A 15228-nucleotide genomic window follows, 5' to 3' on the forward strand; every position below is an offset into this window, starting at 1 on the left:
GTTCCGAGGACGCTGTTCCTTACTACTCCTCCCGAAGCGCTGCGAGCACCGCTTTGGCAGTCGCCACGCCGATGCCGGGCACTTCCGTGATCTGCTCGACCGTCGCCTCCTTCAACTTGGCCACCGAACCGAAGTGGGTGACCAACGCGGTCCGCCGCGCCGCGCCGAGGCCACGCACCGAGTCGAGAGCGGAGGCGGTCATCCGCCGCGAACGCTTGCTGCGGTGGAAGGTGATCGCGAATCGGTGCGCCTCGTCGCGCACCCGCTGCAGCAGATACAGCGACTCACTGTTGCGCGGCATGATCACCGGGTCACTCTCCCCCGGCACCCACACCTCCTCCAGCCGCTTGGCAAGGCCGATCACCGCGACATCGGTGATACCGAGCTCATCGAGCACCTCGGCCGCGGCGGCGACCTGGGGTGCACCGCCGTCGACGACGTAGAGGTTCGGCGGGTAGGCGAACTTCTTCGGGCGTCCGGTGCGTGGATCGATGCCGGGTCGCGAGGTGAGTTCGGCGTCGTCGGATTCGAAGTCGATGACCGTCGTTTCCACATCGACAGCCGCGACCGACCCGGTGACCTCCAGTTCGGTGCGTTCGGCGACGGCGACGACGCCCGGCGGGCCGTCCAGTTCGCTGCGCTCGGCGGCGTCGCGGTCGCGGCGTAGCTTGAGGAACCTGCGACGGGTCACCTCGGCGATGCTGCCGACGTCGTCCGAGCGGCCATCGCCTGCGGCCTCCTTGATCGCATAGTGGCGGTACTCGGACTTGCGCGGCAGACCGTCTTCGAAGACCACCAGCGAGGCCACCACATCGGTGCCCTGTACGTGGCTGATATCTACACATTCGATGCGCAGCGGCGCACTGTCGAGATCGAGGGCGTCCTGAATGTCTTGCAGAGCTTGCGATCTCGATGTCAGATCGCCTGCGCGCTTGAGCTTGTGCTGAGCCAGCGCCTCCATCGCGTTGCGCTGTACCGTCTCGGCGAGCGCCTTCTTGTCCCCGCGCTGCGGCACCCGCAACTGCACCGCCGATCCGCGCAGCCTGCTCAGCCATTCCTGGATCTGCTCGGCGTCGGCGGGCAATTGCGGAACGAGCACCTCGCGCGGCACCACGTTCGCCGGCTGCTCGTCCTCGCCCTGTTCCACCTGTGCCACCTGCTCGCCGTAGAACTGGGTGAGGAACTGCTCCACCAGGGCCGCCATTTCGCCGCCGGCCTCCGGTACGTCGATGGCGTCGCCGGATTTGTCGACCACCCAGCCGCGCTGGCCGCGAACCCGGCCGTCTCGGACGTGGAAGATCTGCACCGCCGCCTCCAATTCGTCGGTGGCGAAGGCGATCACGTCGGCGTCGGTGCCGGTGCCGAGCACGACGGCCTGCTTCTCCAGCGCCCTCCGCAGCGCCTGGACATCGTCACGCAGCCGGGCGGCGGTCTCGAAATCGAGCTCTTCGGCGGCGTCGAGCATGCGGCGTTCCAGTTGCCGCACCATGCGGTCGGTGCGCCCGGCCAGGAAGTCGCAGAAGTCGTCGACGATGTCGCGGTGCTCCTCGGCGCTCACCCTGCCGATGCACGGCGCCGCGCATTTGTCGATGTAGCCGAGCAGGCAGGGGCGGCCGATCTGGTTGTGTCGCCTGAAGACTCCGTTGGAGCAGGTGCGTGCCGGGAACACGCGCAGCAGCAGGTCGAGGGTCTCGCGGATCGCCCAGGCGTGCGCGTATGGGCCGAAGTACCGCACGCCCTTACGGCGCGCGCCGCGATAGACGAACAGCCGTGGGTACTCCTCGTCGAGCGTGACCGCCAGCACCGGATACGACTTGTCGTCGCGGTAGCGGACGTTGAAGCGCGGATCGAATTCCTTGATCCAGTTGTATTCCAGCTGCAGCGCTTCGACCTCGGTGGAGACGACCGTCCACTCCACGCTCGCGGCGGTGGTGACCATCTGCCGCGTCCGTGGGTGCAGCGAAGCGACATCGGCGAAGTACGAGTTCAGCCTGCTGCGCAGGCTCTTGGCCTTGCCGACATAGATGACCTGCCCGTAGGAGTCCCGGAACTTGTACACCCCGGGTTCGACGGGAATCGTGCCGGGCGCGGGCCGGTACGTCGCTGGATCTGCCACCCATCAAGCCTATCGAGCGGGTCCGACAGGCCGATCGGGGCCGACGCTCGCCGGCAGCGCGATAACCTGCGGGACAGACAGGGGCCGATCAGGCCGTCTTGCGGAAGAACCATCCTGTCGATGCGGAGTGGAACAGCAGCGCGACGATCACGGCAGCGCCTGCGATGACCGCGAGGACCGGTAGGACGCCGACCTGAGACGGCAGCCCGGAGATGATCGTGAAAAGTCCGATGAAGATCTGCACACTCGCCAGAATCATGGCGGTCACCCAGACCCAGAGTTCGCGGAGCCCGAAGATCAAGACGTTGGCGGCGAGCACCCAGCTGGCAAAGAACTCGGCCGAACTAGCACTTGCGGATTCAACATTATCGAGCAGGCCGAGCACGAAATGCCCAAGGGTAAAAGCCACCAGGAGCCCTGCCCCCAAGCGCACCCTGCGCACCGCATCGGGCATGTTCGACGTGACGACGGCGAATCGGAAGAAATGACGGACCGTGGTGCTGGCATCGACCATTCGGCGGACCTTGGACAAGTCCCCGACTGCCGGAACGACTTTCGGCTCGTCCACGACAGCAACATTCGAAACCACGATCACTCCTCATCGAGCTTTGCGCCGCGTCCTCACAGACGCGCAAATCGGACGCTATCGGAATGATCGGCCTGCTTACAATCGAGTAAGTATGCTTATGACGAGGGCCACAACCACATTTGGTCTGCGTCTCGATGTGACCCACGCGACATGTTCCCACGCCAGAGCCGGTGCCCTTCCGTATCGAATAAATCGCGCGAACTCTTCGCTCAGCGCGCAGGAAGCGAGACGCCCACGACAAACCAGGCTTGCGCCACGGGCCGCCGAAGCAACCAGGCAACAGCGGCGCAAACACCCGCAGAGTAGAGAACTGCCACAATCCAGAGCACGGGTGGAATGACATCGCTGCGCGCCCACACACAGACCACAAACTGCAGAAATGCCAACATGATCGCGGTGACCCCCGTCCACTGCCAACGACCGGCGAATCCACAGGCGACGAGCCCCAATATCCAACCGAAGACGAATTGAATCGAGGCCGCCCGCGCCGCATCGGCACCGATGGTCGATCCCATGATTGCCGGATAGGCGATTCCGAATACCGCCATGCCCCATGCGGCTTCACGCGCCTCGCGGACCTGCGTGGGCATGCCGCCCAGCATTCGGGCGGCCACCGCGATGGCATGATTCTCCGCAGCAGGGTCCGCATACACGGCGCTCCCCCATTTCAACGAGGAAACCAGCGAACCCCCGACGGGCCCGCAGATCGCACCGTAATTCGGCACGACGGCCCAGACGACGCGATCGCTCACCACTGTGACACAGGACACAATCGAACAGTATTGCTATTGCGCGCTGCCTCGACGTTCGCGATTCGATAGCGCAATCAGCCGAGTTCGTACCGCTCCAGGACTCGCAGCAGTGCGTCCGGACGTTCCACCGTCGGCAAGGGGTCGACGAGGGCGAAGCGACACCCGAGGGCAGTCGCACCGCCATCGGCCTCCGCGCTGTCACCGACCATCAACGCCGACTCAGCGGGCACGCCGAGTTCCTCGAGCGCGGCTCGGAAGATACGTGGATCCGGTTTGACCGAACCGACCTCGAAGGACAGTACGCAGCTGTCGACCAACCGGTCCCAGCCCCTTGCCGCGAAGGTAGGGCGCACATCGAACGCGATATTGCTGACCAAGCCGACCGGAATGCGTTGCGCCGCAAGCGTTTTCAGAACATCCTCGGTATCGGGATACGGCGTCCACGATGGGGTCGACGAGCCTGCCGTACAACCGCTCCGCTTGCCGCACGGTCGGCACCCCGAACTGCCGCAGCACCTCGAGGTAGGCCTTTCGGTGCTGCCGTGGATCCAGATCCCTTTGCTCCCAGGCGATCTGACCTTCGGCGTCGAACTGCACGGACTGACCGACAGGGGCTGTCATGCGCCGCATGATCTCGGCCGTTTCGTGCATATCGAACGGCTGCCCGTCCTCGCCGACCAAATCATCGGCCCAGGATTCGTCATCCTCCAGCCGAAACAGCGTCCCGGAAAAGTCGAAGAGCACCGCCGCTACCGTCACCGAGCCAGCCTACCGGCCAGTGATCGGCCTCTCATGACCTTCCCAGTGGCGGGGGAAAACTGCGCTGCGGGCGGCAGCGGAGCGATACAGTCCGTGAATGCGCGTGCGACACATCTGGACTGGGGCCGGCGCGGCCTTGGTCCTCACGGTGGGACTGGTGACAGGTTGTTCGTCCGACAGCGACAAGGCCGCGGCATGCGCCAGTGTGCCGAACGGGACGCCGGTGACGGCCGCCCCCGCCACGGCGGGTGCCACCACCTCACAGAACATCAGCACCAACCCTGAGAGCGCGTCCGGTTATCGCAGCAATATGACTGCGGTCCGGACCAGCTCGTACGCCGTGGCGACAGCGAATCCGCTCGCCACCGAGGCGGCCTGCAAAGTGCTGAACAATGGGGGCACTGCGGCCGACGCACTGATCACCGCACAAACGGTGCTCGGCTTGGTCGAGCCGCAGTCGTCCGGAATCGGCGGCGGCTCGTTCATGCTCTACTACGACGCGGCGGCGAAAACCGTCGACGCCTACGACGGGCGCGAGGTCGCCCCCGCCGCCGCCACCGAGAACTACCTGCGCTGGATCAGCGATACCGACCGGACCGAACCCAAACCGAACACCCGGGCAAGCGGCCGCTCCATCGGCGTCCCCGGTGTGCTGCGCATGCTGGAGCTCGCGCATCAGGAACACGGTAAGACCGGTTGGCGCGAGCTGTTCGATTCCGCGGTGTCGTTGGCCGATCAGGGCTTCCCGATCAGCCCGCGGCTCGCGGGTCAGATTGCGGATTCGGCCAAGGATCTCGCCAACGACGAGGCCTCGAAGGCGTACTTCCTCAACCCCGACGGCACCGCCAAACCCGCAGGCGCCAACCTGGCCAACCCGGCGATGGCGAAGGCGTTGGGCGCCATCGCTTCCGAGGGTGCGCAAGCGTTCTACACCGGCGCCATTGCCCGCGACATCGTCGACGCGACCGCTTCGACGACGGGCGGCCGCACTCCTGGCCTCATCACCGCGAGCGACCTGGCCGGGTACCAGCCCAAGAAGCGGACCGCATTGTGCACCGGCTACCGCAACCATGAGATCTGTGGAATGCCCGCCCCGTCCTCCGGTGGCATCGCCGTCGCCGCCACCCTCGGCATCCTGGAGAACTTCGACCTGGCCGCGCTGCGACCGGACAATATCGATCACAACGGTGGCAAACCGAAGGCCGAGGCGGTGCACCTCGTCTCCGAGGCGGAGCGGCTCGCCTACGCCGACCGCAACAAGTACGTGGCCGACACGGATTTCATTCCGCTGCCCGGCAATTCACCGCAGACACTGCTGAACAAGGACTATCTGAAGCAGCGTTCCTCGTTGATCAACCCCGGCCACAGCATGGGCACCGCGCAGCCGGGCGATTTCGGCCCTGTCCCGGTCGGCGTCGGCCCGCAGCCGCCCGAGCACGGCACCAGCCACATCTCGGTGGTCGACAAGTACGGCAATGCCGCCTCGATGACGACGACGGTGGAGTCCGCGTTCGGCTCCTTCCATCTGGTCGATGGATTCGTTCTCAATAACCAGCTCACCGATTTCTCCGCCGATCCGCTCGGCACCGACGGAGCGCCGGTGGCCAACCGTGTGCAGCCGAACAAGCGCCCACGCAGTTCGATGAGCCCCACCCTGGTCTTCGATCGCGGTGCCGACGGCACCCGCGGCGAGCTCACCCAGGTGGTCGGCTCCCCCGGTGGTTCGGTGATCATCCAGTTCGTGCTGAAGTCCCTCATCGGGGTGCTGGATTGGGGCCTCGACCCACAGCAGGCGGTCTCGGGCGTCGACTTCGGCACGGCCAACACCCCGTCGACCAATGTCGGCGGCGAACACCCTGCCATCAACGCCACCGACAACGGCGATCACGACCCGCTGGTGCTCCGGCTCCGTGAACTCGGCCACCAGGTCTCGGTCGCTCCGCAGATCAGTGGCCTGAGCGCCCTGCAGCGCGACGGGACGAACGGCTGGATCGGCGGTGCGGACCCCCGCCGCGAAGGCGCTGTTCTCGGCGACACGCACTGACCGCCTGGTGTCCGAGCCGGGATGTCATCCCCGCTCGGACACCAGCCTTCGGTGGCATCACAGTCCACCCACGAATCGGCCACCCACCTTCCCCTGATACCTGCCGACCAGTAGCACACCGTGGCGGAGCGCTCACTCGGTTTGCCGTAATGATGTGTCACTTACCCAACACAGCCGACCGGCAGGATGGCGAGTTGAGGTGGTGGGCAGTGCTATTCGGCGGTGGTGGTGTACTTCACGCCGAGCTCGCGGAGCCGATCCAGGGCACGGGCCGCGTGCTCTTTGTCATTGGAGCGGATGGCGAGCAGCGGGACATAGTCGTCGTCGATCAGTTCGAGGCGGGCCCAGGACTTTCGGTCCTGGAAGGAGACACCACGGATGTGCTCCCAGGGGAACACGGTGTCGCCGAGGATGTTTCGGACCGCGACGCCGCGCGCACCGGCGCGCAGCCGGGGCCTGGTCAGCAACAGCACCGCGGCGGCCGCGAGCAGGCCGATGCCCATCATCGCCAACTGGTCGGCCGCGCGGAAGTTGACGCCAGTCGAGCCGGTGCGTAACCAGATGCCGCCCGCGATGAAGAACGCGGCGAGCAGCACCGCGACGATCCAGGCGGTGCGGACCGCGCGACGCGGGCGCACCTCGAGCTCCCACTCCGGGGTGTCACCCTGTCCCGCCGCCGAATCGGCGGGCGCGCCCGCCCCGGTGCCGGGCTTCCTTCGCCAGATCCGGACGACTGGCATCGGCCTACGCAGACCGACGCAGGGTGCGCAGGGTCAGCGCGGCGTCGAGCGCTGCCGCGGCGGCCTGTTCACCCTTGTTCTCGGCAGATCCGGGAAGCCCGGCCCTGTCCAGGGCCTGTTCCTCGTCGTTGGTGGTCAGCACACCGTTGGCGATGGGCTTGCCCGCATCCAGCGAGACCCGGGTCAGACCGGCGGTCACCGCATCACAGACGTACTCGAAATGCGGTGTGCCACCACGGATCACCACACCGAGCGCGACGACCGCGTCATGCGTGCGGGCCAGCTCCTGCGCGACCACCGGCAGCTCCATCGCACCCGCACACCGGACCACTGTCACCTGCGAGACGCCTGCTTCTTTCGCCACCCGTTCCGCATTCGCGACCAGCGTGTCGCAGATCTGCGTGTGCCAACGCGACGCGACGATGCCGAGCTTGAGCTCCTTGGCATCCTCCAGCGCGAATGTCGGTACGCCGGTACCGCTCATCGAAGTCCGCCCTTCCGGATCTGGTCGACTGTGTGCATTACTGTGCGGTCTCGCCGAGGTCGAGCTCGTCGAGGCCGATCAGGTCGTGGCCCATCCGGTCCCGCTTGGTACGCAGATACCGCAAGTTTTCCGCGTTGGCGCGCAACGGCATCGGGACCCGGTCGGTGATCTTCAGCCCGTATCCGTCCAAGCCGACGCGCTTGGCCGGATTGTTGGTGAGCAGCCGCATCGAGCGGATGCCGAGGTCGACCAGGATCTGCGCGCCGGTGCCGTAATCGCGCGCATCCGCGGGCAATCCGAGCTCCAGGTTCGCATCGACGGTGTCGTGACCGGAGTCCTGCAGCTGGTAGGCCTGCAGCTTGTGCATCAGACCGATGCCGCGGCCCTCGTGCCCGCGCATGTACAGCACCACCCCGCGGCCCTCCTGGGCCACCATCTCCAGCGCAGCGTCGAGCTGCGGACCGCAGTCGCAGCGCAGCGAGCCGAACACGTCACCGGTGAGGCATTCCGAATGCACCCGCACCAGCACATCCTCGCCATCGGAGATGTCGCCGCGCACCAGCGCGACATGCTCCACCTCGTCGTAGATGCTCTGGTAGCCGACAGCCTTGAATTCGCCGTGCGCCGTGGGGATCCGCGCCTCGGCGACCCGCACCACATGCTTCTCGTGCTTGCGCCGCCAGGCGATCATGTCGGCGATCGAGATCAGCGCCAGGTTGTGCTCGTCGGCGAAGACGCGCAATTCCTCGGTGCGGGCCATGTGGCCCTCGTCCTTCTGGCTGACGATCTCGCAGATCACACCGGCAGGACGCAGACCCGCCATCCGGGACAGGTCCACCGCGGCCTCGGTGTGGCCGGGCCGACGCAGCACGCCGCCGTCCTTGGCACGCAGCGGCACCACGTGGCCGGGCCTGGTGAAGTCGTCGGCCTTGGTTTCCGCGGCGGCGAGCAGGCGCATGGTGGTCGCGCGGTCCGCGCCGGAGATGCCGGTGGTGATGCCTTCGCGGGCGTCGACCGACACGGTGTAGGCGGTGCCGTGCTTGTCCTGGTTCAGCGCGTACATCGGCGGCAGGCCGAGCCGATCGCAGTCGTCACCGGTCAGCGGCACGCAGATGTAACCAGAGGTGTAGCGAATCATGAAGGCCACCAACTCGGGGGTCGCCTTCTCCGCCGCGAAGATGAGGTCGCCCTCGTTCTCGCGGTCCTCGTCGTCCACGACGACGACCGCCTTACCGGCGGCAATATCGGCGACTGCGCGCTCGATGGTGTCGAACCTGGTCACGTCTGCTGTGCTCCATCTCGAAAAGGGTGCGTCCCTAACACTACGGCGTCCGCCGTATGTTCCCGGCGGCGCATATGCGACCGGTCAGCCGCGTTGCTGGAGCCGCTCGACGTACTTGGCGATCACGTCCACTTCCAGATTGACCGTGGTGCCCACCGTCGCGGCGCCGAGATTGGTCATCGTGAGGGTGGTCGGGATGAGCGAAACCTCGAACCAGTCACGATTCCCGTCGGCCGCCGGTTCCTCCGAAAGGCCGAGGCCGGAGACCGTCAGTGAGATGCCGTCGACGGTGATCGAACCCTTTTCCACGACATACCGGGCGATCGCGTCGGGCAGCGAAACCCGCACGACCTCCCAGTTCTCCGAGGGCGTGCGGGAGAGCACGGTGCCGGTGCCGTCGACGTGACCCTGCACGAGGTGTCCGCCGAGCCTGCTGTCGAGCGCGGCCGCGCGTTCCAGGTTGACCCGGGAGCCAGCGCCGAGGCCGCCGATGCTGGAGCGGTTCAACGTCTCCTGCATCACGTCGACGGTGAACGTGTCGCCGTCGATCACGTCGACCACGGTCAGGCACACCCCATTCACGGCGATCGAATCTCCGTGTCCGGCATCGGAGGTCACCAGCTTGCCCTTGATCGTCAGTCGAGCGGCGTCGGCCAACTGCTCGGTGGCGACGATCTCGCCTAGCTCCTCGACGATGCCTGTGAACATGCCTTGACTCCCTGTCGCGTCGTTTCTACCGGTTGCGGAACAGCTCGGGCCAGGCCGCTATTCCCGTCGGTCGGTGCCAGACCAGCCTAACGACGGGTGTCGGCGGGCAACCAGCACGGTTCCATCCAGTGGCCGGGCGAAACCCCGACTCCGCTGCCGGCACCGGAACCGGACCGCTGGGCTGGTCGGATCGTGCCGAACATAACGCCAATTATTGTTCGCAGCCGAATCGTGACCGAGCATAAGGAACTATCGCCGTTTACCTGTCGGCGATCAATATCAATTTATATTTTCGATACCGTGCGGAAGAATTTCACTCGCGGCTCGTAATGCGGGATTTCGCTGAGTACCCCGCCGAAACACGGATTACACCGAATGCTTGCGCGGGAACAAAATTGGATGCAATATTGTTATTTAGCTGATTCCTGACGTTCAACTTCGACCCGAGCAGTTCAGTGCGGAGCGGTTCGACCCGAGGTCCGTTGCGGCCCCGGGGAGTTCGATCCAGGGAAGTCCACCACTCTAGGAAGACAGACAGCGCCGTGGGTCAAATAGACAGCACGATGGGTCAAATCAGGTTCGACACACTTGGGGGTGTTGCGTGACCACTCTTCTCGATTCGACGCTGGAAGTTCGCTGCGTGCAGTATCGGTGCGAATTTCACATGCCGGCATCAATCGACCCGACGTCGCGCCGCATATTACTGCACATAGGCACGCACTACGGTGCCATCACCATGCCCGCGGAGCTCGGCGAACGGGTCCAGCACCAGCTCACCGAGGCCCAGATCGCCACGCCGGTCGTCCATCATCCGCGCGCGCGGCGGTGGACCTTCATTACGGGACCCGCCCGGCCCGACACTCTCACCACGGCCGTGTCCGCCGAACTGTTCCGGCTGTATGCCACCGTCGCCTGCACCGGAAGCCAGGTCGTGCTGCCGTCCCCGGACGACGAACGCACCGGCTACCGGACCTGGATACAGCCGCCGGAGAACGCGACAACACTGCCGCCGCTGAGCGCGGTCGTCGAAGCGACCCGCACCCTCGGTGCTATGAAAGTTCGCGCGTTGTAAAGATATTCGGGCCCCGTGGGACCCGAATTCCGAGTTACTGGACGCGCAGCGCGGCAGCACGCCGCCGCAGCGCGGCCACGGTGGCACCGGGATCGGCCGTGTTGTAGACGGCGGATCCGGCGACGAAGCAGTCGATTCCGGCCTCCGCTGCCGCCTCGATCGTGTCGTTGTTGATGCCGCCGTCGATCTCCACAATAAGCCGCAACTCACCCGCGTCGACAAGCCTGCGCACGATCCGTGCCTTCTCCAGCACGTGCGCAATGAAGGACTGCCCGCCGAAACCGGGTTCCACGCTCATCACCAGCAAAGTGTCGAACTCGCGCAGGATCTCCAGGTACGGCTCGATCGGTGTGTTCGGCTTCACCGAGAGTCCGGCCTTCGCACCCGCCGCCCGAATGTCGCGGGCCACCGCAATCGGATCGTCGGTCGCCTCGGCGTGGAAAGTGACATTGTGCGCACCCGCCTCGGCATACGGCGGCGCCCAGCGGCCCGGGTCATCGATCATCAGATGGCAGTCCAGCGGAATATCGGTCGCCTTCAACAGGCTCTGCACTACGGGCAGCCCGAGTGTCAGGTTCGGCACGAAGTGCGCGTCCATCACATCGACGTGCAACCAGTCGGCGCCCTCCACAGCTTTGACCTCGTCGGCGAGGTGCGCGAAGTCCGCGGAGAGGATGGACGGGGCGATCATCGGCGCGGCCGGGCGCGAAAACGTCGAAGAGGACACAACGCGGCAGTCTAACGGTAGTGAGGGTTGCCTCGGCCAGGAGTGGGTAGCCTGCATAGGGTGATCAACATTTCGGCGGAACAGGGGCTTTACAGCACCCCGGTGGAGATTCGGGTAGCTGCGTCGGTGACACAGCTACCCATTGTGCGTGGGCTCGCCGAAACCCTCGTCTTGCTCAGCGATTTCACCCTGGACGAGGTGGCCGACATCAGGCTCGCGGTGGACGAGGTGTGCTCGACGCTCATCGCGGTCGCGGCGCCGGACACCAGCCTGCATTGCCGGTTCACCGTGGGTGAGACCGAGTTGCTGGTGCGGGTCAGCGGTGTGGCGGGCAGCGAGGGGCTACCCGATCAGCGCAGCTTCGGGTGGCATGTGCTGCGCACGCTCACCGATGTGGTGGAGGCAACACAGGATTCGTACGATGCGGCCGTCTCCGGATATCCGACGACGGTGGAGTTCCGTCGGGTCCGGGGGAAGGCGTAGTGGCGGACGAAAACGCCGTGTCGGACAAACGCGCCGAGTCGGACGAGAGCGCTGTGTCGGACGAAAACATGGTGTCGGACGAAACCGTGGTGTCGGACGAAACCGTGGTGTCGGGGGCCGAAAGAGAGGAGGACGAGGTCGAACCGGCTCAGGCGGAGGATTCCGTCGAGGTGGCCGAGACGCTCGAAGAGGCCGGGTCGAGCGGAGGGTACGACGACGTCGCCGCACTCTTCGAACAACTCTCCGCAAGCACACCGGGCACCGCGAGACACACCGCGCTGCGCGCCGAATTGATCGGCCGCTGCATCCCGCTCGCCGACCACATCGCCCGAAAATTCAGCGGACGCGGTGAGCCGTTCGACGATCTCACCCAGGTCGCCAGGGTTGGTTTGGTACACGCGGTCGACCGTTTCGATATCTCGCGCGGCTCGAACTTCCTGTCTTTTGCCGTGCCGACCATCATGGGCGAGGTCCGGCGCTATTTCCGTGACAACACCTGGGCGATGCGTGTCCCGCGCCGTGTCAAGGAAACACATCTGCGCATCGGCGCGGCCATAGATTCGCTGTCCCAGTCGTTGGGCCGCTCCCCCACCGCGAAAGAGATCGCGGCCGAACTCGACGTGGATCCCGACGAGGTGACCCAGGCCGTCATTGCCGGCAACGCCTACCAGCCGAGCTCCATCGACGCCGCCTCACTCGGTCGCGACACCGAGGCCTCGCTGCTGGACACCCTCGGCGAGGAGGAATCCCAGTTCGACCGGGTGGAGGAATACGTTGCCATCCGCCCACTGCTCGCCGGTCTGCCGGAACGCGAACGCCGCATCCTCACCATGCGGTTCTTCGAGTCGATGACCCAGACGCAGATCGCCCAGCGCATGGGTATTTCGCAGATGCACGTCTCCCGTATTCTGGCGAAAACCCTTGCCCGGCTCCGTGAGCAGTCCGCCCGGGACTGAACGGCCGAGTCGGGTGTACGGCTCAGGTGGCCAAGAGTCGATCCACATGGGGGAGGTCTGTCACAACCCGTCAGCGTGCGCGACATCGTCGACGACACGGCCGACAGAGGACCTCGTGGCCAGGCCGCCGCAGGGTGCGACCCGACGCGGTGATCGACTCACGTACAGACCACGACTGTAGGTCGCGCCGCATGAATCAGCCACCTGAACGATCTTTCCGGTCTGCCGACGAACTCGCTGCCAGCGCCCATCGACCGAACTTACTACCCGGCCTGCCAAGAGGCCACGGATCTATCACTGACTGCCTCACCGCAGTACGCGCTACCCGATCCCGACTGCGCGCTTCCCGCCCAACCGACGAACTCGACGCCCGGACCACCGCGACCCGACGATGGCGAACCGACGACCAGCCGGCAGACAAATCCGCCGACACCAGGTACAAACTCGCTGTCTGCGGACCGACGACCAGCTGGCGAGCGGCCGTACCGGCACCCAGAGATACCGACCGGATCACGAGCTCGCCGTGTCCCAACCCGATCCGGCGAACTCGCTGCCACCCCGGTTGTCGGGCAGCGACACGGCTGCTCGTGACTCGGTAGGCAACTACTCCACCGGTTTGCGCAGTGCCGCGAGGAACATCGCATCGGTGCCATGGCGGTGCGGCCACAGTTGCGCGCCGGGACCGTCGCCGATGCCGGTGACGCCGGGGAGGAGATCGCGGGCGTCCAGTTGGGTTGCTCCGGTGCGGCGGACGGCGTCGGCGACAATGGCGACGGTCTCCTGCAGGTGCGGGGAGCAGGTGGAGTAGACCACGACGCCGCCGGGACGCACGAGTTCCCATGCGGCAGCTAGCAATTCGCGTTGCAGGACGACCAGGTCGGCCACATCGGACGGAGTGCGACGCCAGCGAGCTTCCGGCCTGCGTCGGAGCGCGCCGAGGCCGGTGCACGGTGCGTCGACCAGGATGCGGTCGTAACCGGGGGTCAGGCCACTGCTGCGACCGTCGGCGACGTGCACGTCGACGGGCAGGTTGTGCACGGCCTTGCGGACGAGTTCGGCGCGGTGCTCCGCAGGCTCGATCGCGTCGATGCGGTGGCCGTCGATCGCGGCAAGCGCACCGAGCAGCGCCGCCTTACCGCCTGGGCCTGCGCAGAGGTCGAGCCAGCGGCCGTTGTCGGGGCCGTCCAGCGGTGCGCGGGTCAGCGCGAGTGCTACCAGTTGGCTACCCTCGTCCTGCACTGCTGCCATGCCCTCGCGCACCGGCTCCAGTTTTCCGGGATCGCCGCCTTCGAGGTACACCGCATAAGGCGACCACCGGCCCTCCCCACCACCGGTCACCAGTGCCAACTCCTCGGCGGTGATCTCACCAGGGCGCGCGACCAGATGCACGATCGGGCGAGCGTCGTCGGCGGCCAAGACCTCTCGCAGCTCGCCCGCCTGCGCGCCGAGGGCATCGGCGAACGCCTGCGCAATCCACGTCGGATGCGCGAACTCGAAGGCCAACCGGCCGATCGGATCCCGCGGCGCGAGCGCGTCGACCCACTCGTCGACGGACTTCTCGCCTGCTCTGCGCAGCACCGCGTTGACGAATCCCGCCTTGCCCGCGCCGAATTCGGCGCGCGCCAGCGCCACCGAGGTGTCCACCGCCGCATGAGCCCCGATCCTGGTGCGCAGCAGCTGATACACACCGAGCCGCAACACATCCAGCAGCGGACCGTCGATCTCGTCGATCGGCCGTCCCGCACCATCGGCGATCACCGCATCCAGCAGCCCCCGCGACCGACAGGTGCCGTAGGCTAGCTCGGTGGCCAGCGCAGCATCCCGACCGGAGATCTTGCGCTCCCGAAGCAGCCCGGGCAGCACGAGGTTTGCATAGGCGTCGCGTTCCCGAACCGCGCGCAGCACATCGAGCGCCACGAGCCGTACCGCGTCGACCGAACCGGCCCACGCGCGTTCGTCCCGCCCGGTCCGCGATGCATTCGAGTCCTTCTGCCGCGCAGTACCTTTCGACGCTGGGCGCCCGGACCGATCGGCACCGCCTCGCGGCCGATCGCCGGCCGCTCCGCCAGCCTTGACCGCACCCCGGTCACCACTCGTCGACCCGGCACCCCGCATCGTGCCCCGATCACCGCCCGACTGCGCCGCCCCTGCCTTCCGAGGCCGCTCGTCCGATCGCCGAACGGGGTCACCCTGCCCACGCGGCGACGCATCCTTGCGCTGCCCAGCAGCGCTCCACGATGCGCGTCCCGTACCACCTGCATCTCGCCCCTGCGCCGAGCCACTACGCCCGGCTCGAGTTCCCTGTGCAGCCCCGCGGCGGTCCCCGGCATCCCGGGACCCCCGATCAGACTGCCCGGTCGCCGCACCTTGGCCCTGACCGCGCTGCACTCGACGTGCATCGCCGGGGCGGCTCTGATCGCCGCGTGCGGCCTCGCCGCGTTTGCCGGTTGCGTTCCCCGCACCGGACTTGCTGCCTTGACCGCCGCGCTGCCCTCGTGGCGTGGCACCGGTGTCGC

13 protein-coding genes and 1 pseudogene are annotated in these 15228 nt (G+C 66.5%); 4 read left to right on the top strand and 10 right to left on the bottom strand.

The window, feature by feature from the left end; translation table 11 throughout:
• Nucleotides 1-22: 22 nt before the first annotated feature.
• The 4 genes and pseudogenes from uvrC to OHA42_RS29505 all read right to left on the bottom strand — a co-directional run bounded on the left by uvrC (nt 23) and on the right by OHA42_RS29505 (nt 4216).
• Nucleotides 23-2116, bottom strand: a complete 2094-nt coding sequence (gene uvrC, locus OHA42_RS29490; RefSeq protein WP_406231051.1) for an excinuclease ABC subunit UvrC — start codon at nt 2114-2116, stop codon at nt 23-25.
• 88 nt (nt 2117-2204) lie between these two features.
• Nucleotides 2205-2705: a hypothetical protein gene (locus OHA42_RS29495; RefSeq protein ID WP_406231052.1), complete on the bottom strand. Its 501-nt coding sequence runs from the start codon at nt 2703-2705 to the stop codon at nt 2205-2207.
• A 209-nt stretch (nt 2706-2914) separates the two neighbouring features.
• Entirely contained in the window at nt 2915-3475 is a 561-nt protein-coding gene (locus OHA42_RS29500; RefSeq protein WP_406231053.1) for a hypothetical protein, read from the bottom strand.
• A gap of 56 nt (nt 3476-3531) precedes the next feature.
• Nucleotides 3532-4216 (bottom strand): annotated as a pseudogene (locus OHA42_RS29505) (HAD family hydrolase).
• Between the two features lie 97 nt (nt 4217-4313).
• Between OHA42_RS29505 and OHA42_RS29510 the strand changes: the two are divergent.
• Entirely contained in the window at nt 4314-6260 is a 1947-nt protein-coding gene (locus tag OHA42_RS29510; RefSeq protein WP_406231054.1) for a gamma-glutamyltransferase family protein, read from the top strand.
• 212 nt (nt 6261-6472) lie between these two features.
• On the opposite strand, the gene OHA42_RS29515 is transcribed toward OHA42_RS29510, so the two are convergent.
• The 4 genes from OHA42_RS29515 to OHA42_RS29530 all read right to left on the bottom strand — a co-directional run bounded on the left by OHA42_RS29515 (nt 6473) and on the right by OHA42_RS29530 (nt 9474).
• Nucleotides 6473-7000, bottom strand: a complete 528-nt coding sequence (locus OHA42_RS29515; protein ID WP_406231055.1) for a PH domain-containing protein — start codon at nt 6998-7000, stop codon at nt 6473-6475.
• A gap of 4 nt (nt 7001-7004) precedes the next feature.
• Complete coding sequence (gene ribH, locus OHA42_RS29520; protein ID WP_406231056.1) at nt 7005-7484, bottom strand: 6,7-dimethyl-8-ribityllumazine synthase; 480 nt, start codon at nt 7482-7484, stop codon at nt 7005-7007.
• Nucleotides 7485-7521: 37 nt separating this feature from the next.
• Complete coding sequence (locus OHA42_RS29525; protein WP_328403020.1) at nt 7522-8766, bottom strand: bifunctional 3,4-dihydroxy-2-butanone-4-phosphate synthase/GTP cyclohydrolase II; 1245 nt, start codon at nt 8764-8766, stop codon at nt 7522-7524.
• A gap of 84 nt (nt 8767-8850) precedes the next feature.
• The gene (locus OHA42_RS29530; RefSeq protein ID WP_406231057.1) at nt 8851-9474 is read right to left on the bottom strand and encodes a riboflavin synthase; all 624 of its coding nucleotides are present in this window, start codon (nt 9472-9474) and stop codon (nt 8851-8853) included.
• A gap of 664 nt (nt 9475-10138) precedes the next feature.
• Here OHA42_RS29530 and OHA42_RS29535 point away from each other — a divergent pair.
• Nucleotides 10139-10546 (top strand): hypothetical protein, encoded by a 408-nt coding sequence (locus OHA42_RS29535; protein WP_406231058.1) that lies wholly within the window; start codon nt 10139-10141, stop codon nt 10544-10546.
• Between the two features lie 34 nt (nt 10547-10580).
• Here the strand turns inward: OHA42_RS29535 and rpe are convergent, their stop codons facing one another.
• Entirely contained in the window at nt 10581-11237 is a 657-nt protein-coding gene (rpe, locus tag OHA42_RS29540; protein WP_379066004.1) for a ribulose-phosphate 3-epimerase, read from the bottom strand.
• Nucleotides 11238-11333: 96 nt separating this feature from the next.
• Here rpe and OHA42_RS29545 point away from each other — a divergent pair, with 96 nt between their 5' ends.
• Both OHA42_RS29545 and OHA42_RS29550 read left to right on the top strand, forming a co-directional pair.
• The gene (locus tag OHA42_RS29545) at nt 11334-11756 is read left to right on the top strand and encodes an anti-sigma factor (protein ID WP_328403027.1); all 423 of its coding nucleotides are present in this window, start codon (nt 11334-11336) and stop codon (nt 11754-11756) included.
• Nucleotides 11756-12712 (top strand): RNA polymerase sigma factor SigF, encoded by a 957-nt coding sequence (locus tag OHA42_RS29550; protein ID WP_406231059.1) that lies wholly within the window; start codon nt 11756-11758, stop codon nt 12710-12712. Before OHA42_RS29545 ends, OHA42_RS29550 begins: the two co-directional genes overlap by 1 nt.
• Before the next feature lie 603 nt (nt 12713-13315).
• Here OHA42_RS29550 and OHA42_RS29555 read toward each other — a convergent pair.
• Nucleotides 13316-14827, bottom strand: coding sequence for an RsmB/NOP family class I SAM-dependent RNA methyltransferase (locus OHA42_RS29555; protein ID WP_406231060.1), 1512 nt, complete (start codon nt 14825-14827; stop codon nt 13316-13318).
• Nucleotides 14828-15228: the final 401 nt, after the last annotated feature.

The organism is Nocardia sp. NBC_01009 (assembly GCF_045208035.1).
In the GTDB taxonomy this organism is placed as follows: domain Bacteria; phylum Actinomycetota; class Actinomycetes; order Mycobacteriales; family Mycobacteriaceae; genus Nocardia.